The 20,178-nt window shown below is 75.2% G+C and carries 16 protein-coding genes and 1 pseudogene; 6 read left to right on the top strand and 11 right to left on the bottom strand.

Annotation, left to right across the window (positions count from 1 at the left end; genetic code table 11):
• Position 1: 1 nt before the first annotated feature.
• Complete coding sequence (locus OSB71_RS16935; protein ID WP_265948959.1) at positions 2-445, bottom strand: ATP-binding protein; 444 nt, start codon at positions 443-445, stop codon at positions 2-4.
• Positions 446-547: 102 nt separating this feature from the next.
• The gene (locus OSB71_RS16930; RefSeq protein WP_191209393.1) at positions 548-889 is read right to left on the bottom strand and encodes an STAS domain-containing protein; all 342 of its coding nucleotides are present in this window, start codon (positions 887-889) and stop codon (positions 548-550) included.
• 138 nt (positions 890-1,027) lie between these two features.
• On the opposite strand from OSB71_RS16930, the gene OSB71_RS16925 reads away from it, so the two are divergent.
• A complete protein-coding gene (locus OSB71_RS16925; RefSeq protein ID WP_265948958.1) occupies positions 1,028-3,442 on the top strand; it encodes a DEAD/DEAH box helicase in 2,415 nt (804 codons plus the stop codon).
• Positions 3,443-3,505: 63 nt separating this feature from the next.
• On the opposite strand, the pseudogene OSB71_RS16920 reads toward OSB71_RS16925, so the two are convergent.
• The 7 genes and pseudogenes from OSB71_RS16920 to ssd form a co-directional block, all read right to left on the bottom strand.
• Positions 3,506-3,796: pseudogene (locus tag OSB71_RS16920) on the bottom strand (Rv3654c family TadE-like protein); the annotation flags it as partial.
• Complete coding sequence (locus tag OSB71_RS16915) at positions 3,768-4,133, bottom strand: TadE family type IV pilus minor pilin (protein WP_265948957.1); 366 nt, start codon at positions 4,131-4,133, stop codon at positions 3,768-3,770. The gene OSB71_RS16915 and the pseudogene OSB71_RS16920, both read right to left, overlap by 29 nt.
• Positions 4,120-4,368 carry a DUF4244 domain-containing protein gene (locus OSB71_RS16910; protein ID WP_265948955.1) on the bottom strand — a complete coding sequence of 83 codons (249 nt, stop codon included), beginning with the start codon at positions 4,366-4,368 and terminating at the stop codon, positions 4,120-4,122. The genes OSB71_RS16915 and OSB71_RS16910 overlap by 14 nt, the downstream gene beginning before the upstream one ends.
• A 267-nt stretch (positions 4,369-4,635) precedes the next feature.
• Entirely contained in the window at positions 4,636-5,505 is an 870-nt protein-coding gene (locus tag OSB71_RS16905) for a type II secretion system F family protein (protein ID WP_265948954.1), read from the bottom strand.
• Complete coding sequence (locus tag OSB71_RS16900) at positions 5,495-6,427, bottom strand: type II secretion system F family protein (protein ID WP_265948953.1); 933 nt, start codon at positions 6,425-6,427, stop codon at positions 5,495-5,497. The genes OSB71_RS16905 and OSB71_RS16900 overlap by 11 nt, the downstream gene beginning before the upstream one ends.
• The gene (locus OSB71_RS16895) at positions 6,424-7,722 is read right to left on the bottom strand and encodes a TadA family conjugal transfer-associated ATPase (RefSeq protein WP_265948952.1); all 1,299 of its coding nucleotides are present in this window, start codon (positions 7,720-7,722) and stop codon (positions 6,424-6,426) included. Before OSB71_RS16895 ends, OSB71_RS16900 begins: the two co-directional genes overlap by 4 nt.
• Positions 7,719-8,813, bottom strand: coding sequence for a septum site-determining protein Ssd (ssd, locus tag OSB71_RS16890; RefSeq protein ID WP_265948951.1), 1,095 nt, complete (start codon positions 8,811-8,813; stop codon positions 7,719-7,721). The genes OSB71_RS16895 and ssd overlap by 4 nt, the downstream gene beginning before the upstream one ends.
• 460 nt (positions 8,814-9,273) lie before the next feature.
• On the opposite strand from ssd, the gene OSB71_RS16885 reads away from it, so the two are divergent.
• The gene (locus OSB71_RS16885; protein ID WP_265948968.1) at positions 9,274-10,092 is read left to right on the top strand and encodes an HAD family hydrolase; all 819 of its coding nucleotides are present in this window, start codon (positions 9,274-9,276) and stop codon (positions 10,090-10,092) included.
• 698 nt (positions 10,093-10,790) lie between these two features.
• On the opposite strand, the gene OSB71_RS16880 is transcribed toward OSB71_RS16885, so the two are convergent.
• Entirely contained in the window at positions 10,791-11,612 is an 822-nt protein-coding gene (locus OSB71_RS16880) for a Fic family protein (protein WP_265948950.1), read from the bottom strand.
• Positions 11,613-11,725: 113 nt separating this feature from the next.
• Here OSB71_RS16880 and OSB71_RS16875 point away from each other — a divergent pair, with 113 nt between their 5' ends.
• Positions 11,726-12,715 (top strand): ATP-binding protein, encoded by a 990-nt coding sequence (locus OSB71_RS16875; protein WP_265948948.1) that lies wholly within the window; start codon positions 11,726-11,728, stop codon positions 12,713-12,715.
• A gap of 297 nt (positions 12,716-13,012) precedes the next feature.
• Here the strand turns inward: OSB71_RS16875 and OSB71_RS16870 are convergent, their stop codons facing one another.
• Entirely contained in the window at positions 13,013-14,272 is a 1,260-nt protein-coding gene (locus tag OSB71_RS16870; RefSeq protein WP_265948947.1) for a polysaccharide deacetylase family protein, read from the bottom strand.
• Between the two features lie 362 nt (positions 14,273-14,634).
• Between OSB71_RS16870 and OSB71_RS16865 the strand changes: the two genes are divergently transcribed.
• The 3 genes from OSB71_RS16865 to OSB71_RS16855 all read left to right on the top strand — a co-directional run bounded on the left by OSB71_RS16865 (position 14,635) and on the right by OSB71_RS16855 (position 20,174).
• Positions 14,635-17,169: a SulP family inorganic anion transporter gene (locus OSB71_RS16865; protein ID WP_265948946.1), complete on the top strand. Its 2,535-nt coding sequence runs from the start codon at positions 14,635-14,637 to the stop codon at positions 17,167-17,169.
• A gap of 312 nt (positions 17,170-17,481) precedes the next feature.
• A complete protein-coding gene (gene acs / locus OSB71_RS16860; RefSeq protein ID WP_265948945.1) occupies positions 17,482-19,443 on the top strand; it encodes an acetate--CoA ligase in 1,962 nt (653 codons plus the stop codon).
• A 224-nt stretch (positions 19,444-19,667) separates the two neighbouring features.
• On the top strand, positions 19,668-20,174 hold the full coding sequence (locus OSB71_RS16855) for a phage holin family protein (protein WP_265948944.1): 507 nt from the start codon (positions 19,668-19,670) through the stop codon (positions 20,172-20,174).
• The last annotated feature ends 4 nt before the right edge of the window (positions 20,175-20,178 follow it).

Here is a 20,178-nt window from a genome sequence, read left to right as displayed (position 1 = left end):
CTCAGGGCAGGACGGCTGCCGTCGTCGTGGGCCAGGACATGCGGATAAGGCCGCCGCGCTCGTCCGCCGAGACCTCGACGTCGTCGACGAGGCCGCTGATGACGGCCAGGCCCATGTCGACCTCCGCCTCGGCCGGCGGTTCCTGGGCCGACTCGGCGGCCTCCCGGCCGCGCGCGCCGGGCACCGCCCGGACGGCCGAGGCGTCGTCGCCCACCTCGATGGAGAACGACTTCTCGTCCTCGCACAGCGCCACCCGCACCGGGGAGTCCAGACCGCTGCGCTGGTGCAGGCCCACGGCGCGGCTGCACGCCTCACCGACGGCCAGGCGCACCTCGTCGAGCACGGCCTCGTCCACCCCGGCACGGCGGGCGACCGCGGCCGCGACGAGCCGCGCCGTCCGTACGTGCTCCGGAAGCGCGCTGAAACGCAGTTCGACGGTGGCCATGCCATCCCCCTGGAGGTCGTACGGATGCCTCACCCCGGGGCCCGGCACCCGGGCGCTCGGAGCAGGCCCCGGGCGCCTCCGCCCGGGGCCGGTGAAGTCGTGTCAGTCGGTGGCCGCGACGGCCTCGTCGACCGAGTTGTGGATGGGGAACACCTTGGTCAGACCGGTGATCCGGAAAATCTTCAAAATGCGCTCCTGGTTGCACACCAGGCGCAGTGAGCCCTCGTGGGCCCGTACGCGCTTGAGCCCACCGACGAGCACACCGAGACCGGTGGAGTCGAGGAACTCGACGCGCTCCATATCCACGACAAGGTGGAAGTTGCCATCGTTCACCAGCTCCACGAGCTGCTCACGCAGCTTGGGAGCGGTGTACACATCGATCTCGCCGCCAACATCGACGATCGTGCGATCGCCGACAGTTCGGGTCGACAAGGACAGGTCCACGGATATCCTCCAGCACCTTGCTAGCGAGCGGTCGCCCCCCATGGATCGGCAGCCGCAGGGGCATTCAATCACTTCAGTACAAGCGTGCACGACGCCTTGCCGCCATTGTCCGTCGCGCCAGTGACACACTCGGTACCGATGGCCAGCAATCCTGACAGGCGGCGCGACGGGCGCGTCGACGGGCGACGCCCGCCCCCGGCGGGGGCGACGCCCGCCTCAGTGCCGCCCCGGACGGTGCTCGAACAGCTCACCGCCGGGGCGCGCCGCTCCGCACGCATCACCCATACGGAGCACTTGCCCCCGCGCGCGGGACGTCATGCCGACTGGCCAGCCCGGATTCGGCCGGAAGTGATCGACGCGGTGGCGGACGCGGGCATCGGACGCCCCTGGGAGCACCAGGCGCGCACCGCGGAGCGGGCGCTGCGCGGCGAGTCCGTCGTCGTGGCCACCGGGACGGCGTCCGGCAAGTCGCTCGCCTACGCCGTGCCGGTGCTCAGCGCGCTGCTGGACGGCGCCGAGCGGCCCGGCGGGCGCGGGGCCACGGCCCTGTACCTCTCCCCCACCAAGGCGCTGGCCGCCGACCAGCGGCGCGCCCTGGCCGAGCTGGCCGCCCCCCTGGGCACGGCGGTGCGTCCGGCCGTCTACGACGGTGACACCCCGCCCGAGGAGCGCGAGTGGGTGCGGCAGTACGCCAACTACGTGCTCACGAATCCGGACATGCTCCACCGCGGCATCCTGCCCGGCCACGCCCGCTGGTCCTCCTTCCTGCGCGCGCTGCGCTACGTGGTCGTCGACGAGTGCCACACCTACCGGGGCGTCTTCGGCTCGCACGTCGCCCACGTGCTGCGCCGACTGCGCCGGGTGGCCGCGCGGTACGGAGCGGAGCCGACGTTCCTGCTCGCCTCCGCGACCGTCGCCGATCCCGGGCGGGCCGCGTCCCGGCTGACCGGGGTGCCGGTCACCGAGGTCACCGACGACGCCTCGCCGCGCGGTGAGCTGGTGTTCGCCCTGTGGGAGCCACCACTGACCGAGCTGCGCGGAGAGCGCGGCGCCCCGGTGCGGCGCACGGCGACCGCCGAGACGGCCGAGCTCTTGACCGACCTCGCCGTCGGCGGTGTCCGCACCGTCGCCTTCGTGCGCTCCCGGCGCGCCGCGGAGCTGATCGCGGTGCTGGCCCAGGACCGGCTGGCCGAGGTCGACCGCTCGCTGCCCGGACGGGTGGCGGCCTACCGGGGCGGATATCTGCCCGAGGAACGCCGGGCGCTGGAGCGCGCGCTGCACTCGGGAGACCTGCTGGGCCTGGCCGCCACCAGCGCGCTGGAGCTGGGGGTGGACGTCTCCGGGCTGGACGCCGTGCTGCTGGCCGGATACCCCGGCACCCGGGCCTCGCTGTGGCAGCAGGCCGGGCGGGCCGGGCGCCGGGGGCAGGGCGCGCTGGCGGTGCTGGTGGCCCGGGACGACCCGCTGGACACCTACCTCGTCCACCACCCCGACGCCCTCTTCCGCAAGCCCGTCGAGACCACCGTGCTCGACCCGGACAACCCGTACGTGCTCGCGCCCCACCTGTGCGCCGCCGCGGCCGAGCTGCCGCTGACCGAGGGCGACCTCGCCCTGTTCTCCCCGGCCGCCGCCGAGCTGATACCACAGCTTCAGCAGCGTCGGCTGCTGCGGCGGCGCGGTGCCGCCTGGTACTGGACCAGCCGCCGCCGGGCCGCCGACCTCACCGACATCCGGGGTCAGGGCGGACGGCCGGTGCAGGTCGTCGAAGAGGGCACGGGGCGCCTGCTCGGCACGGTGGACGCCGCGGCCGCGCACACCACCGTGCACGAGGGCGCCGTCCACCTGCACCAGGGCCGCACCTACGTGGTGCGGCACCTGGAGCTGGCGGAGGCCGAGGGCGGCCCCGTGGCCCTGGTGGAGCAGGCCAGCCCGCCGTGGACCACCATGGCGCGCGACACCACCGCGATCACCGTGCTGGAGACGGAGACCGAGGTGCCGTGGGGCGCCGCGCGGCTCGCGTTCGGCTCCGTGGAGGTCACCAACCAGGTCGTCTCCTACCTGCGCCGCAAGCTGGTCACCGGCGAGGTGCTCAACGAGACGCGGCTGGACCTGCCGCCGCGCACCCTGCGCACCCGCGCGGTGTGGTGGACGCTCACCGAGGACCAGCTCGACGCCGCCGGCGTCACCCCGGAGGTGCTCGGCGGCGCCCTGCACGCCGCCGAGCACGCGTCCATCGGCATGCTGCCGCTGTTCGCCACCTGTGACCGCTGGGACATCGGAGGCGTGTCCGTCCCGCTGCACCCGGACACCCTCCTGCCCACCGTGTTCGTCTACGACGGCCACCCCGGCGGGGCCGGCTTCGCCGAGCGGGCCTTCCACACCGCGCGGGAGTGGCTGACGGCGACCCGGGAGGCGATCGACGCCTGCGAGTGCGAGAGCGGGTGCCCGTCCTGCATCCAGTCCCCCAAGTGCGGCAACGGCAACGACCCGCTGCACAAGCGAGGAGCCGTCCGGGTGCTGACGGAGTTGCTGCGGGGCTGCGGGGGACAGTGAGGCGGGACCGGCCCGGGCGCGGGCCCGCACGTCGTACGGACCCCAACCGGCCTGGGCCGTGAGGTCGGCCACGAGCAGCCGCACCGCACACCGGACGACCACGGCGCCCTGCGCTCCGGCCACCCGTTCCGCCACGGCGCAGGCCGCGCGCTCACCGAGCCGGGCGTGGTCGGCGGCCGCCAGCGCGGCCAGGTCCGCCGCCGCCGCGGCCCGGTGCCGCGCGGCCACCACCTGCCCCACGGCGAGCACGCCGGTGAACACCGTGCACAGCAGTGCCGCACACGCCACCGCCCACACCGTCGCCGAGCCGCGGTCCGCCGGCGGATCAGCGCCCGCGTCCGCCCTCCTCCGCATGGGCCACCGCCTCCCCGCTCACCGTGAGGGTCAGCGGGCCGGGCCCGGGCGACTGGGCCCGTACCCGCACCCGCACCAGCGCTCCCTCCCGCTCCGCGCTGACGGCGGCTGCCGGGGGCGCGGCGGAGCGGGCGGTGGCCAGCACCGCGTCCAGCGGCTCCGCCCGGGCCGCCGCACGCGCCCCGGCCCGGGCGGCGTCCAGGCACCGGATCTGCGCCCCGACCGTGAGCAGCCCCCAGACGCACACCGTGACCAGGAGCGCCAGGGTGGGGACCACGGCCGCCAGCTCGGCCGAGGCCTGGCCCCGGTCGTCGGCCCGCGGTTCACAGGCTCGCACTGAGGGCCTTCTCCACCAGCCGCTGCATCGCCGAGCTGACCGGGTCGCTCGTCACCACCTGGTACAGCACGGCGGCGAAGCCGCACGCCGCGAGCGTGCCGACGGCGTACTCGGCCGTGCTCATGCCCGCGTCCCGCCGCAGGGAGCGCACGGCGCGCCGGGCCCGCGCCAGGGCGCGGTTCCCCCGGACGGGGTGGGTCGCGGTCGGCACGGAGGCGCGCAGGACGTTCTTCATGGGTCTGCCTTTCGTCGGAACGATCGTCGGAGTGTCGGTTGATCGGTTACGGGAGTGGCGCGTGCGGCCTTGCGGGACTCGGTCGTCGGGTGCGGCCCGTGGAGCCCTCGCAGGCCGGTGGGCACTGGGACGTGCACCGTGCGCGCTCGTGTGCGCCTGCGGGACTCCGCAGGCCCGGCGGGGCCCGGGACCAAGTGAGCCGCTGCGAGCTTCGGTGCGCCGTCGTAGAAGTCGTGGGCGGGGAGCTCGTCCGTCGGGGCGTCGGGGTCACAGGAGCGAGCGGCCGAGGCCGACGACGACCGGGGCCACGCCGACGAGGAGGAAGGCGGGCAGGAAGCACAGGGCGAGGGGACCGGTGACCAGCACTCCGGCGCGCCGCGCGCGGGCCTGTGCCGCCCGGGCCCACCCCGCCCGGCACTCGGCCGCGAGCCGCCCGACCTGGGCCACCGCCGGGGCTCCGGAACCGTGCGCCCGTTCCAGGCAGCGGGCCAGTACCCCGGCGCCGGGGAGCTCCGCCAACCGGGCCCACGCCCGCGCCGGCTCGGCGCCCAGCCGCAGCTCGTCGCAGGTGCGCGTGAGCCGGTCGCCCAGCGGGCCGCCGAGGCAGGAGCCGACGGCGCGGGCGGCGTCGAGCGGCGAGGAACCTGCGGCCAGGCAGGCCGCCACCAACTCGGCGGCCAGGGGCAGTTGCGCCGCCACCGCGCGCTCCAACGCGGCGGCTGCCCGGCGGTCGGGCCCGGCGGCCCGTACGCGCGGCCACCACCACAGGCCGCAGGCGGCGGCGAGCCCGGCGAGCGTGCCCGTCACCCCACCGGCCAGGACGGCCACCAGGGCCCCCGTGCCGCAGGCCGCGAGGGCGCCCCGCACGGGCGCGGGGAGGGCGGCGACCCGGCGTCTACGCCGCCGTCGCGCCGACCCCGCCGGGCGGTGGCCGGGCCCCGGGCGTCGCCGCCCCGCGTCCGGCGCACGGCGGCTGTGCCCCGGGGTGGGGCGGCGGCCCGGGCCGCCCAGCACGGCCCGCCGCCGCCGATGCCCGGCCCGCTGCGCCCGGTGGGCCCGCAGCCGACCCGCCGCCAGGGCCGCGGCGAGGACCAGGGCCGCCGCCGTCCACAGGCTGTGCACGACCTCAGCGGTCATCGGCCGACCCCTTCCGTGGGGACCGGCGCGTGCCCTCGGCGGTGCGGACGATGCGCGCCGTCCACGCGAGTCCGGCCCACTCCAGGAGCATGGCGGCGCCCAGCACCGCCCAGCCCGCCGGGGAGTGGAACAGGAACCGCAGCGGCTGGGCGCCCATCGCGGTGCCCAGCAGCAGGCCGAGGACCGGCAGCAGGGCCAGCGCCGCGGCGGTGGACCGCGGCCCGGCCAACTGGGCACGCAGTTCCTCGCGCTGACCGTGCTCCCCGCGCAGCGCCTCGGCGACGCGGTCGAGCCCGTCGGCGAGCCCGGCGCCTCCGTCCACGGCGACACGCCAGCAGGCGGCGGCACCGTTCAGTCCTTCGGCTCCGGCCTGCCGGGCGGCCCGGCGCAGTGCCCCGGGGACGTCGCCGCCGAAGCGGGCGGCGGCCACAACGGCCGCCCCGGCGTCCCCGAGCGCGGCGTCCACGCCCGCCGCGGTCAGGGCCTGCTCCGGCTGGCGTCCCGCGCGCAGTTCGGCCGCGACGGACGCGCACAGCTCGACGACGGCCGCCGCTCGACGCTCCGCCGCCCGTGCCGCCTCCCGGCGTGCCAGCCAGCGCCCCAGGACGGGCACGGCCGCCACGCCGACCAGGGCCGGGAGCACGGAACCGCCGGCCACGCCGAGCAGCGCACCCGTCGGGACGGCCAGCCAGTGCGGACCCAGCCGCCGCCCGACACGCCGTGCGTGCCGCAGCAGCCGACGCGGCACGGGGACCGCCCGCGGCGCCGGGGGCGCGTGCGCGGCCGTCGCGGTGCCGCCGCCGAGCAGCAGCCGGGCGCGGCGCGCGGCGCCGCCTGGGCGGTGGGCCAGCCAGGCGGCCGCGCCCAGGCAGGCGAACACCGCGTAGACGACTCCGGGCCCGCCCGTGGCCACCGCCGTCACAGCGCGCCCCCGCCCCGCTCGCAGCGCTCCCGCAGCCGGGTCCAGCCGGCGGCCCGGACGAACCCGTCCGCCTCCCACACGGCCGCCGGAACGGTGTGGACGAGCCCGTCCGCCGCCCGCTCCAGCACGTGCACCTCGGCGACCCGGCGCCGCCCGGACCGGTCGCGCGCCAGGTGGACGACGACCGCGAGGGCGGCGGCGAGCTGGCTGTGGAGGGCCGCGCGGTCCAGCCCGGCCGTCATGCCCAGCGCCTCAAGACGGGCGGGCACATCGGCGGCGGCGTTGGCGTGCACGGTGCCGCACCCGCCCTCGTGGCCGGTGTTCAGGGCCGCGAGGAGGTCGGCCACCTCACGGCCGCGGACCTCGCCGACGACCAGGCGGTCCGGGCGCATGCGCAGGGCCTGGCGCACCAGGTCCCGCAGACTCACCCGGCCGACCCCCTCCTGGTTGGGCGGCCGACTCTCCAGGCGGACGACGTGCGGGTGGACGGGACGCAGTTCGGCCGAGTCCTCGGCGAGAACGATCCGTTCACCCGGGCCCACCAGGCCGAGGAGGGTGCTCAGCAGCGTCGTCTTGCCGCTGCCCGTGCCGCCGGAGACGACGAAGGACAGCCGGGCGTCCACCACGGCGCGCAGCAGCCGGTCCCCGCCGGGCGGCAGCGTGCCGGCGGCCACCAGCTCGGCCAGGTCGAACGCCCGGGGCCGGACCACGCGCAGGGACAGGCACGGTGCGCCGACGGCGACCGGTGGCAGCACGGCGTGCAGGCGCGTGCCGTCGGGCAGGCGCGCGTCGGCCCACGGCCGGGCGTCGTCCAGGCGGCGCCCGGCCGCGGCCGCCAGCCGCTGGGCGAGGCGGCGCACGGCGGTGGCGTCGGGGAAGCGGACGCCGGTGCGGCGCAGTCCGTGGCCCCGGTCGACCCACACCTCGTCAGGCCCGTTGACCAGGACGTCCGTCACTTCCGGGTCCGCCAGGAGGGGTTCGAGCGGGCCGCTGCCGACGAGCTCGGAGCGCAGGGCGGCGACGATGCCGAGCACGGTGCTGTCCCCCAGCAGTCGTCCCTGGGCGCGCAGCGCGGCGGCCACGCGGGCCGGTGTCGGCTCACCCCCGGACTCGGCGAGCCGCAGCCGTACGGCGTCGACCAGTTCGGCGGAGGGCTGCCCGGACCCGGGAGCCCGCGGCGCGGGGCCGGAGGCGGGGAGGAGCGGCGGGGATCCGGGTACGCGGGACGCGGCCGGAGGCGGCAGGGCGCCGGCCTCCGCGACGCGTACTCGGGGCGTTTCGCGCAGTGTCCTCATGCCGCCACGCTCCCGCGGCCGCCAGCCGGCAGGGCCCGCTCCCAGAAGGCGGAGCAGAAGCGGGCGAGGGGGCCGCCCGCCGCCGCTCCGGGTGGCACACCGCTGTCGACGGCCGCCGACAAGCCGCGCTCGGCCGGGAGCTCACCGGCCAGCGGGAGCCCGAGCAGGCGGGCGATCTCGGGGCCGTCCAGGCCGGCGGTGAACGGCCCGCGCACCACCGCCCGCAGGTCCCGGACGGCCAGCGAGAGCCGGGAGGCCAGCCGCCCGGACGCGGCGACGGCGCGCAGCTCGGCCGGTACGACCAGCAGCGCCACATCCAACTGGGCCCACGCCTCGGCCGTCGACTCGTCCAGCCCGCGCGGTACGTCGACCACGACGACGCCGCCCCGTCGCCGGGCCGCCGCCAGCACCGAGCGCATCGCCTCGGGGCAGAGCGCCGTCGGCGCGGCGCGGTCCCAGCTCAGGACGCGCACTCCGTGGAGGAGGGGCAGCGACTCCTCCAGGGCGGCGGCGCCGACGCGGCCCCGCGAGCCGGTGAACGCGGGCCAGCGCAGCCCGTCGGCGGACTCGCCGCCCAACACGACGTCGAGGCCGCCGCCGAGGGGGTCGCCGTCCAGGAGTACCGCGCGCCGGCCGTGGTCGGCCGCGGTGACGGCCAGGGCGCAGGCCAGCGTCGAGGCGCCCGCGCCCCCGCGGCCGCCCACCACGCCCACCGTGAGCGCCGGTTCCGCGACCCCCTCGGTGGCGTCGGCGATGCGGCCGGCGAGCCAGGACTCGGAGTCGGGCAGGAAGACGACCTGCTCCGCACCGAGCCGGACGGCCCGCTGCCAGATCCCGTGGTCGTCCAGATCCCGCCCGACCAGCAGCACGCCGGGCCGGTGCGGCGGCCCGCCGCGCGAGCTCCGCAGCGGTTCGGCCCGGTCGTCCCCCACGAGCACCAGGGGCGCCGCGCGCCAGCGCAGCTCGTCCACCGGCGCGCCGTGGGCCACCTCCGCCTCGGCCCCGGCGGCCGCGCACAGCCGCAGCAGGTCGTCGAGGAGCGGTGCGTCCTCCGTGATGATCAGGACGGGTTCCCCGCGTGTTTCGGCCATGGGTCTTTCCTTCCGGCTTGGCGCTCTCGCCTCCGTGAACGGGTCGCGGAGGCCGTGCGCAAACACCGTGCGGGCGCCGGGGGAATTCCGGGGATCTTGGTCCAAATCTGGGGAGAACTCGCCAGTTGTGAATAACTCCGCCACCCTTCCCGGTGACATCCGCAGCGCACCCTACCGATTACGTTCGGTTACGTGTTTGATGGGTGGCACAGGAGGGCCCACAGCGACCACGGAGCGGAGAACCGGCGATGACGGAACGTGAAAAAGCCCCCGGACATGCGACGACCCCCGCCGGGGGGGAGAGCGGGGGTCGTCTTCCACGGTCGACTCGGGGGGGGGAGGAGTCGAACCGGGTTAGCACGGTCGCGAACGATCCGTGACTTCCATGGTGTACCCGAGAGCCCTCTCAGGCAAACCCACACGCCACAGTTTACGCCGAATGGTGGCGCGGCGGCCCTCTATCCTCTCTCTCGTGGAAAACACCTCGCTGCCGCGCACCGCCGCCTTCTTCGACCTGGACAAGACGGTCATTGCGAAGTCGAGCACGCTTACCTTCGGCAAGTCCTTCTACCGGGGCGGGCTGATGAATCGACGCGCTGTGCTGCGAACCGCTTACTCGCAGTTCATCTTTCTCATCGGTCGGGCCGACCACGAGCAGATCGAGCGCATGCGCACGTACCTGTCGGCCCTGTGCCGGGGCTGGAACGTGGAGCAGGTCAAGGAGATCGTCGCCGAAACGCTGCACGCCATCATCGACCCGATCATCTACGACGAGGCCGCCTCCCTCATCGAGCGGCACCACCTCGCCGGCCGGGACGTGGTCATCGTCTCCACCTCGGGCGCGGAGGTCGTCGAGCCGATCGGCGAGCTCCTGGGTGCGGATCGCGTGGTGGCGACGCGGATGGTGGTGGCGGAGGGACGTTACACGGGCGAGGTGGAGTACTACGCCTACGGGCCGGCCAAGGCCGAGGCCATCGCCGAGCTGGCCGAGTCCGAGGGGTACGACCTCTCCCGCTGCTACGCCTACTCCGACTCCGCCACGGACCTGCCGATGCTGGAGGCCGTCGGACACCCGCACGCCGTCAACCCCGACCGCGCCCTGCGCCGGGAGGCCACGGCCCGGGAATGGCCGGTCCTCACCTTCTCGCGCCCGGTGCGGCTCCGGCAGCGGCTGCCCGAGCTGTCGATGCCCTCCGGGCCGGTACTCGCCGCCGCCGCGCTGGGCGCCGCCGCCGCGACGGCCGGGCTCGTCTGGTACGCGAGCCGCCGCCGCGCCTGACCGGAGGGGCCTGAGGGGGGAGCGAGGGCTGACGCGCGGGCCGGCCGCCAGAGGGACGCGCCCGGGGAGGACGATCGCGAGGATCGTCGGGAACGGCGGTCGCCGGCGCGCGGAGGACGGCGGACGCGAGAGACGCCCACCGGCGGCCGGACCCGGAAGCGGCCGTGGGCCCGGAGCGGCCCCCGCTGGCGCCCGGCCGCGCGCCAGCCCCGACACGCACCGCCTCGGTCGGCACACGCACCTCCGTCGGCACGCGCGCCGCAGTCGGCAGGCGCACCCCCGCCGACGCGCGCGCCAGGCCCAGCGCGCACAGGGCTGCGGCGGCCCCGCTCGGGGAGCGGGACCGCCGCTGGCACGTCCACCCAGGTACCAGTGCGTGCTCGATAGGTCCGATCAGAGCGGAGTCTTTCGCCCGCCACCTGATGCGGTAGGCCCGTAATCGACGGGTCGGCGTCGCGTGGGTTCTGCGTGTCCGTGCTTCGGTCCGTGGGCCTTGGTACTGAACGGGGCTCCTCTCGGAGCGCCGCCGGTCTCGCGGGCCGTTACGTCCTTTGTACTCCGGAAGCGGGCGAAGCGGAACCCCGGCCTCATTTCTTTACTTTCATCTTCAAACATGGCTGAACCCGACATGCGCGGAGACAGCCCCGCGGGCGCACGGGCGCGTCCCAACCGCCCCGTCACCCACTTCGCCGGAAGCGTCAGGCGGCGCCGCGCTGCAGCGCCTCGCACACCGCCGTGGACTCGCGGGCACCGAGCTCGACCGCGCGCCCGCAGTGCCCGATCCACGCGGCCATGCCCTCGGCCGTCCCCGCCGCGTAGCCGTCGAGCGCGCGCCGGTACTCCCGCGCCCCCTGCTCGGCGTGGCCCACCTCCGCCGGGCAGATCGACTTGGGGTCGAGCCCGCTGCCCACCAGCACGATGCGCTCGGCCGCGCGCGCGATGAGGGCGTTGTACGAGCCGAAGGGCCGCAGCGCCAGCAGTTCCCCGTGCACGACCGACGCCGTGACCAGCGCGGGGGCCGAGGAGTCGGCCACCACGACGTCGGCCAGCCCCTCCAGTCGGGCGGAGACCTCGGCGGCGTCGGGGAGCGGGAGGCCGATCCCCGGCTCGTCCACCGGCTCCCCCGCCTGGCGCGGACGCCCCACGGCGTCCTCGGACGCCGCGCCGGAGGCGGCCACCAGGTGCAGCCGCGCCAGGACGCGCAGCGGCGAGTGCCGCCACACCGGCAGGAGCTGTCCGGCCTCCGCCGTGACGCGCAGCGCCGCTCCCACCGTCCTGGCCTGCTCGTCGGAGCCGAAGTCGGTGCGCCGGCGCACCTCTTCGAGCGCCCAGTCGGCCCCGGAGAGGGCGGCCGAGGCACGCGCTCCGCGCAGCACCGCCTCGGCGGTCACCTCCGTGCTGCGGCGCCGCATCACCCGGTGCCCGTAGACCCGGTCCACGGTCTCGCGCATCGACGCGACGGCCGCCTCGACACCGGGCAGCGCGGCGAGCGGGGCCAGAGCGTCACGACTCGTACTCATGGGCACGACCCTACGCACCCCGTTTCCCCCGATGACCCCACGAACGAGTGGTCTTCTTCACTCGGCCACCGCCTGCACCCTTCCCCGTCTCCGCCCGGCCTACGCTAACGAACATGAAGATCGCTTTCGTTGGCAAGGGCGGCAGCGGCAAGACCACGCTGTCCTCCCTCTTCGTCCGCCACCTCGCGGCCCGTCGCGCCCCCGTCATCGCGGTGGACGCGGACATCAACCAGCACCTGGGCGCGGCGCTCGGCCTGACGGACACCGAGGCCGCCGCGCTGCCGCCGATGGGCGCCCACCTCCCGCTGATCAAGGACTACCTGCGCGGCGCGAACCCGCGCATCAGCGGTCCGGACGAGATGATCAAGACGACGCCGCCGGGCACCGGATCGAGGCTGCTGCGCGTCACCGAGGACAACCCCGTCTACGACGCGTGCGCCCGCCCGCTCACGCTGGACAACGGCCAGGTGCGGCTGATGGCCACCGGCCCGTTCACCGAGGCGGACCTCGGAGTGGCCTGCTACCACTCCAAGGTGGGCGCCGTGGAGCTGTGCCTGAACCACCTCGTCGACGGCCGGGAGGAGTACGTCGTCGTCGACATGACGGCCGGCTCCGACTCCTTCGCCTCCGGCCTGTTCACCCGGTTCGACATGACCTTCCTCGTCGCCGAGCCGACGCGCAAGGGCGTGGCCGTCTACCGCCAGTACCGCGAGTACGCCCGGGACTTCGGGGTGGCGCTGAAGGTCGTCGGCAACAAGGTGCAGGGCCCGGACGACCTGGCGTTCCTGCGCGCCGAGGTCGGCGACGACCTGCTGGTGACGGTGGGGCACTCGGACTGGGTGCGTGCGATGGAGAAGGGCCGCCCGCTGCCGCTCGCCGAGCTGGAGGACGCCAACCGGGAGGCCCTGCGAACCCTGTACGCGACGGCCGACGCGGCCTACGACCGGCGTGACTGGGAGCGCTACACCCGTCAGATGGTCCACTTCCACCTGCGCAACGCCGAGAGCTGGGGCAACGCCCGCACGGGGGCGGACCTGGCCGCCCAGGTGGACCCGGAGTTCGTGCTGAGCGAGCACGCGGTCGCCGCCGCGCAGCCCGCCTGAGTCGGCACCCCCGGACAGCGCTCCTCCGCACCGCGCGCCGGCGGCCGGGGGCCCACCGGCCACCCGCACCCCGTCGGCCCGGCCGCACGCCGGCGCCGCGCCCACGGCCCGGGCCCCGCGGCGGGACACGAGCCCGACGCGGGGCCGACGCGGGGCCGACGCGGGGCCGACGCACCGGCGACGCGCGGCCGGCGTGGGACCGGAGCGGGCCGGGCGCGGGACCGGAGCCAGACCGGCACGGGGTCCACGAGGCCCGCGGGGCCCGGCGCGCGGGCCGGTGCGGGACCCCGGCCCGCGTCAGGAGCGCGCGGCTGCCCGCGCCCCGTCGCCGGCCTGCGCGGCGGGTGGCGGCGCGAGGAACGCCCGCCACCCCTGCTCCGGCTCCTCGCCCACGCCCAGCGAGCGCAGCTTCTCCAGGACGGCCGGGTCCTGCGCGTCCAGCCAGTCCACGAGTTGGCGGAAGGACACGCAGCGCACCTCGTCCCGTACGCACACCGTCTTGATCACGTCCTCGACGGCGTTCATGTAGATGCCGCCGTTCCAGCCGTTGAAGTGGTTGCCGATGATGAGCGGCGCGCGATTCCCCTCGTAGGCCCGCTCGAAGCCCGCGAGCAGACCGTCCCGCATCTGGCGTTCCCACTGCGGCCACTTGGCCGGGTCCCCGCTGCCGGGGCCGGACTGGTTGACCATGAAGTTGTAGTCCATCGAGAGGGTCTCGAACGAGCGGCCGGGCATCGGGACGAGCTGGAGCGGGATGTCCCACAGCCCCTGCTCCTTCTCCGGCCAGACCTGGCGCCCGATACCGCTGGAGTCGTAGCGGAAGCCCAGGTCGCGGGCGGCCCGCACCAGGTTCTCCCGGCCCTCCAGGCAGGGGGTGCGGCCGCCGATCAGCTCGCGCTCGTAGTCGAACGGCAGGGCGTCGGCGTCCTGCCATCCGGTGGTCGTCTTCCAGTGCTTGACGAACCACTTGGCCTGGGAGATCTCGTCCTTCCAGTCCGCCACCGACCACGTGTCGACGCCGGTGGGGCCGCAGAAGTGGCCGTTGTAGTGGGTGCCGATCTCGCTGCCGTCGAGCCAGGCGCCGCGCACCTGCTCCAGCGTGGCCCGGACGTTCTCGTCGCTCAGGTACCCGATGTCCGACGCGCCGGGTCCCCGGTCGCCGGGCGGGTCGTAGCGGTGCGCCTCGTCCTCGGGCAGCACGTAGATGCCGCTGAGGAAGTACGTCATGTCCGCGTCGTACGCGCGGCCGACCTCGCGGAAGTGGGAGAACAGCTCCTTGTCGTCCTCACCGGCGCCGTCCCAGGAGAAGACGACGAACTGCGGCGGACGCTCGCCCGGCGCCAGCCGGGTCGCCTCGGGTTGCCCGGGCTGCGGCCCGGTGAAGGAGGTGGAACCGTCACCGATCACCCGCGGCGCCTCGGGCCGCGCGGCCTCCGCGGCGGTGCGGCTCTTGCCGCCCGTGTCGCCGTCGTCCGCCGCGCCACCGCAGCCCGTCACCAGCACCGCCGTCGCGATCGTCAGCGCGGCCCCGCCGCGACGCCTCCGTACGCCCGCCATCGGTCACCTCTCCACTCGACGCCTTCGCTCGCGGCGCACGCCGGGGCACTGCCCGCCGCTCACGTCGCGTACAAGAAAAGTCGCACAATGTGATTGAAGTATTGATATGACAAACAGCTTTTCCGGCGAACTTCACCCGTCCGAAGGAATGCGCACGCCCTTTCGCCTCGGACCCCCGAGGCCCGCTTTACCTTTCATTGCGAGCCGTTTACCTTTTCTTGGAAGTGATCGACCAGCTACGCACCGTGACCACCGTCTGGTGGTGCGCCGACGTGTGTTCCCGCAGCTCAGTGCGGCCGGCAGCGGTCCCGCGCCCGAGCTGACCACCCGGCCTCCGCCGTGACCCAGACGAAGAGGGATCGATGTCCGACCGCGTCCCCACACCCCCGCTCGCCACCCCGCCCGGCGCCACCACCCCGCCGGGCGCCGACGCCCCACCCGGCGCCGACGCCCCGCCCCCCGAACACCCGGGCCCGCCGTCGGCCACCGCCGACTCCGGCGCGGCCGACCCGCGCCCCGGGCGCCACGCCTCTGCCGAGGGCCCCGCCCCCGACGGCGGCGCCGTCCGGCCGTCCGTCCCGGCCCGCGCCGGCGCCGGGTCGGCCCGCGCCCCGGCCCCGCCCCGCGCGCCGTGGCGGGCCGACGTCTCCGCCTCCGTCTCCGTCTTCCTGGTGGCACTGCCGCTGTCCCTCGGCATCGCCCTGGCCACCGGCGCCCCGCTTCAGGCCGGGCTGGTCGCCGCGGCCGTCGGCGGCGTCGTCGTCGGCCGCTTCGGTGGCGCCCCGCTCCAGGTCAGCGGCCCGGCGGCCGGACTGACCGTGGTGGTGGCGGATCTGATCCAGGCCTACGGCTGGCGGACGACGTGCGCGATCACCGTCCTGGTGGGGCTCAGCCAACTGGTTCTGGCCCGGTTCCGGGTGGCCCGCACGGCGCTGATGGTCAGCCCCGCGATCGTGCACGGCATGCTGGCGGGCATCGGCGTCACCATCGCCATCGCCCAGTTGCACATCGTGCTCGGCGGCAGCCCGGAGAGCTCGGTGATCGCCAACCTCGCGGAGCTGCCGCACCAACTCACGCACCTGCATCCCGCCGCGCTGTCCGTCAGCGTGCTCACCGCGGGCGTACTGCTGCTGTGGCCCCGGCTGCGCGGCCGGTTCGGGCAGGTGCTGCGCGCGGCCCCCGGTCCGCTCGTCGCCGTCACCCTGGCCACCGGCTTCGCCGTCCTCGCCGCGCTGGACCTGCCGCGCGTCGACCTGCCCTCCTGGAGCAGTCACGCGCTGCCCGCGCTGCCCGAAGGCCCGGTGCTCGGGCTGCTGGCGGCCGTGCTGACGGTCACGCTGGTGGCCAGCGTGGAGTCCCTGCTGTCGGCCGTCGCCATCGACAAGCTGGCCGCCACCCGCGTCCAGCAGACCGGTGAGCCACCCCTGCCGCGCGCCGACCTCGACCGCGAGCTGCGCGGCCAGGGCGCGGCCAACACCGTCTCCGGCGCACTGGGCGGACTGCCGGTCACCGGCGTGGCGGTGCGCAGCACCGCGAACGTGCGGGCGGGCGCGGTCAGCCGCCGCTCGGCGATCCTGCACGGCTGCTGGGTGGCGCTGGCCACCGCGCTGCTGGTCGGGCTGCTGGAGCTGATCCCGCTCGCCGCGCTGGCCGCGCTGGTCATGGTGGTCGGCGTGCAGATGGTCAACATCACCCACCTCCGCACCGTCACGCACCACCGCGAGGTGCCGGTGTACGCCGCGACGACGCTGGGCGTGGTCCTCCTGGGCGTGCTGGAGGGCGTGGGCATCGGCGTCGCGGTGGCCGTCGCCGTCGCCCTGCACCGTCTGACCCGCACCCGCATCACCTACGCGCCGCCCACAGCGAGCGGCGACGGCGGCGGCGACGCGGCGGGCCCGCACCGGGTGGTGGTCCACGGCCCGTTGACGTTCCTCGCGGTGCCCCGGCTCGGCCGGGCGCTGAGCCAGGTGCCACCGGGCGCCCGGGCCCACGTCGAGCTGGACGGTTCGTTCATGGACCACGCCGCCTACGAGACGTTGCAGGACTGGCGCACCGCCCACGTGGCGCACGGCGGCCGGGCGGAGATCGCCGGTCGGGCCGGTGCCCGGATCGCCGAGCCCGCCGCCGCCCACCACTGCACCCCCTGGACGCCGTGGCGCAACCACCAGTGCACCCGCCCCGAGCCCGCGCTCGACGCGGCCGCCACCGGCGGGCGTCCGGAGCGGCGCGGGCAGCTGCTGGGCGGAGTACGGAACTTCCAGCGGCACACGGCCCCACGGGTGCGCGCCGAGCTGTCCCGGCTGGCGCGGGAAGGACAGCAGCCCTCCCACCTGTTCCTGACCTGCGCCGACTCACGGCTGGTCACGAGCATGATCACCAGTAGCGGCCCCGGCGACCTGTTCACCGTGCGCAACGTGGGCAACCTGGTGCCCCCGCCCGGTGAGGAGGCGGGAGACCACTCGGTGGCGGCGGCCATCGAGTACGCGGTCCAGGTCCTCCGGGTCGGCTCCGTGACGGTGTGCGGCCACTCCGGGTGCGGCGCGATGCAGGCGCTGCACACCGGTCGGCGGCCGGGCCGCCCGGACGCGCTGCCGCACTCGCTGGCGCGCTGGCTGCGCCACGGCGGACCGAGCGTGGAGCGCCTGGCGGTCGCCGCCGAACCGGCCCCCCGGCTCGCGGACCGCCCCACCCCCGACCCGGTGGAGCGGCTGTGCCTGGCCAACGTCGTCCAGCAGTTGCAGCACCTGCGGGCGCACCCGTGCGTGGCCCGGCGGGTGGCCGACGGCTCCCTGGAGCTCCACGGCATGTACTTCCACGTGGGCGAGGCCCAGGCCTACGTGCTCGACGCGACGGGTGGCGCGACGCCGCCGGTGTTCACCCCGGTCCGGCCGCGCTGATGCCCACCGCACGCACGGAACGCCGGCCCGCCCCGCACACCTGCCGAGCGCTCGGCATACCCCACGGCCCCCACTCACCCCACTCACCCCACCCGCCGCAGCCGGGCCCCGGCGCCCCGCACGCCGACCGGTGCGGACGGCACGCCCGGTGGCGGGCCGGACGCCGGCCGTCCGTGGGCCGTTCGGGTGGCCCGTGCGACCGCTCACCGCAACAGGTCTAAACCACTTGCCTGAGAACCCTTGTCACACCCCCCGCCGACCTGCTGAGGTATGAGCTGGGACACAGCGCACACACCGGGAAAGGCGGATGCCGTGAGCAGTGAGAGCTTGGCGAATCTCCTGAAGGAGGAGCGTCGCTTCGAGCCACCGGCCGAGCTGGCCGCGCACGCCAACGTGACCGCCGAGGCGTACGAGCGCGCGCGGGACGACCGACTGGGCTTCTGGGCCGAGCAGGCGCGCAGGCTCACCTGGGCCACCGAGCCGACCGAGACGCTCGACTGGTCCAACCCCCCGTTCGCCAAGTGGTTCAAGGACGGCAAGCTCAACGTCGCCTACAACTGCGTGGACCGCCATGTGGAGGCCGGGCACGGGGACCGCGTCGCGATCCACTTCGAGGGCGAGCCGGGCGACACCCGCACGCTCACCTACGCCGACCTCCAGCGGGAGGTGTGCCAGGCGGCCAACGCGCTGACGGAGCTGGGCGTCCGGGCCGGTGACCGGGTGGCGATCTACCTGCCCATGATCCCCGAGGCCGTCGTCGCCATGCTGGCCTGCGCGCGCGTCGGCGCCCCGCACTCGGTGGTCTTCGGCGGCTTCTCGGCCGACGCGCTCGCCACCCGGGTGCAGGACGCCGACGCGCGCGTCGTCATCACCGCGGACGGCGGCCACCGCAAGGGCGCGCCCAGCGCGCTCAAGCCGGCCGTGGACGAGGCGCTGACCCGCCCGGGCACCGAGAACGTCCGCACCGTGCTCGTCGTGCGGCGCACGGAGCAGGAGGTCGAGTGGACCGAGGGGCGGGACCTGTGGTGGCACGACGTCGTCGGCCGGCAGAGCCCGGAGCACACGCCGCAGGCGTTCGAGGCCGAGCACCCGCTGTTCATCCTCTACACGTCCGGCACCACGGGGAAGCCGAAGGGCATCCTCCACACCAGCGGCGGCTACCTCACCCAGATCGCCTACACCCACCACGCGGTCTTCGACCTCAAGCCGGAGACGGACGTCTTCTGGTGCACCGCCGACATCGGCTGGGTGACGGGCCACTCCTACATCGTCTACGGGCCACTGGCCAACGGCGCCACCCAGGTGATGTACGAGGGCACGCCGGACACGCCGCACAAGGGCCGCTGGTGGGAGATTGCCGAGAAGTACGGCGTCACGCTGTTCTACACCGCGCCCACCGCGATCCGGGCGAGCATGAAGTGGGGCGACGACATCCCCGCCAAGTTCGACCTGTCCTCGCTGCGCCTGCTGGGCTCGGTCGGTGAGCCCATCAACCCGGAGGCGTGGATCTGGTACCGCGAGCACATCGGCGCGGGCCGTACCCCGATCGTGGACACCTGGTGGCAGACGGAGACCGGCGGCGTGATGATCAGCCCGCTGCCCGGCGTCACCGCCACCAAGCCGGGCTCCGCACAGGTGCCGCTGCCCGGCATCGCCGCGACCGTGGTGGACGACGAGGCGAACGAGGTGCCCGACGGCAGCGGCGGCTACCTGGTGCTGACCGAGCCGTGGCCGTCGATGCTGCGCACCATCTGGGGAGACGACCAGCGCTACCTGGACACCTACTGGTCGCGCTTCCCCAACCGCTACTTCGCGGGCGACGGCGCCAAGAAGGACGACGACGGCGACGTGTGGCTGCTGGGCCGGGTGGACGACGTCATGCTCGTCTCCGGGCACAACATCTCCACCACCGAGGTGGAGTCGGCGCTCGTGTCGCATCCCTCGGTGGCCGAGGCCGCGGTCGTCGGCGCCACCGACCCGCAGACGACACAGGCCATCTGCGCTTTCGTCATCCTGCGCGGCACCGCGGCCGAGAGCGAGGGGCTGACGGAGGAGCTGCGGGCGCACGTCGCCAAGCAGCTCGGTCCGATCGCCAAGCCCCGGCGCATCCTGCCGGTGGCGGAGCTGCCCAAGACGCGCTCGGGCAAGATCATGCGGCGCCTGCTGCGCGACATCGCGGAGAACCGTGAGCTCGGTGACGTCAGCACGCTGACCGACTCCTCGGTGATGGAGCTGATCCAGGCGAAGCTGCCGGGCGCCGCCAGCGAGGACTGAGCGGACTCGTCCCCGAAGGGCGCCGGAGCGTGGCAGCTTCGGCGCCCTTCCGCCGTGTTGGCTACGCTGGGCGCCCTGCCGTGCCCGATGATCGCGACGACCCTGGGTACCCGCGGGTAACGTGGCTGTCCGCCGGCCACCGGCTGCCGGGAATGAGGAGACCGGAGCCGGAAACCGGGAAGGCGTCACCACGGAACGAGACAGCACAGTCAAGGGAGTGAGCCATGAGCGGAGCCCAGGACGGCCGCAGCCTCGGCCAGTTGGTCGCCTCGGCCACGTCGGACCTGTCGGCGCTGGTGCACGAGGAGATCGCACTGGCCAAGACGGAGATGAAGGAGTCCGTGGCACGCGGCGTCGCGGGCACGGGCGCCATCGTCGTGGCGGGGGTGCTGGCGCTCTTCTCGCTGCCCGTCTTCAGCTTCGCGCTGGCCTACTGGCTGGAGGCCTGGTGGAAGGTCCCGATGGCCGTGGCGCTGGCGATCGTCGGCGGCCTGATGCTGCTCTTCGCGCTCGTGTGCGGTCTCGCCGCCCGCGCGCTGCTGAAGAAGATCCAGTCGCCCAAGCAGTCCATCGCCTCCGCGAAGAAGACGGCCGGGGTGCTCTCGAACGCCAAGCCGCACCCCCGCCCGGCCGCCGACCGGCGGGCCGTCGGCACGGGGCGGAACGAGCAGGCGCTGCCCACCGGCGCTGCCGCGGGCGGCGACGCGGCGGAGAAGACGGCCGTGTGGTGACAGA

Source organism: Streptomyces marinisediminis (assembly GCF_026262575.1).
Classification (GTDB): Bacteria; Actinomycetota; Actinomycetes; order Streptomycetales; family Streptomycetaceae; genus Streptomyces; species Streptomyces marinisediminis.
Note: the sequence above shows the minus strand (reverse complement) of the source record. Positions and strands in the feature narration are given on the sequence as shown.

Coding starts and splice junctions, on each gene's coding strand:
- OSB71_RS16935 (WP_265948959.1), bottom strand. CDS start 445: ATGGCCACCGTCGAACTGCGTTTCAGCGCGCTTCCGGAGCACGTACGG.
- OSB71_RS16895 (WP_265948952.1), bottom strand. CDS start 7,722: ATGAGGACACTGCGCGAAACGCCCCGAGTACGCGTCGCGGAGGCCGGC.
- OSB71_RS16865 (WP_265948946.1), top strand. CDS start 14,635: ATGTCCGACCGCGTCCCCACACCCCCGCTCGCCACCCCGCCCGGCGCC.
- ssd (WP_265948951.1), bottom strand. CDS start 8,813: ATGGCCGAAACACGCGGGGAACCCGTCCTGATCATCACGGAGGACGCA.
- OSB71_RS16870 (WP_265948947.1), bottom strand. CDS start 14,272: ATGGCGGGCGTACGGAGGCGTCGCGGCGGGGCCGCGCTGACGATCGCG.
- OSB71_RS16855 (WP_265948944.1), top strand. CDS start 19,668: ATGAGCGGAGCCCAGGACGGCCGCAGCCTCGGCCAGTTGGTCGCCTCG.
- OSB71_RS16910 (WP_265948955.1), bottom strand. CDS start 4,368: ATGAAGAACGTCCTGCGCGCCTCCGTGCCGACCGCGACCCACCCCGTC.
- OSB71_RS16905 (WP_265948954.1), bottom strand. CDS start 5,505: ATGACCGCTGAGGTCGTGCACAGCCTGTGGACGGCGGCGGCCCTGGTC.
- OSB71_RS16880 (WP_265948950.1), bottom strand. CDS start 11,612: ATGAGTACGAGTCGTGACGCTCTGGCCCCGCTCGCCGCGCTGCCCGGT.
- OSB71_RS16875 (WP_265948948.1), top strand. CDS start 11,726: ATGAAGATCGCTTTCGTTGGCAAGGGCGGCAGCGGCAAGACCACGCTG.
- OSB71_RS16925 (WP_265948958.1), top strand. CDS start 1,028: ATGGCCAGCAATCCTGACAGGCGGCGCGACGGGCGCGTCGACGGGCGA.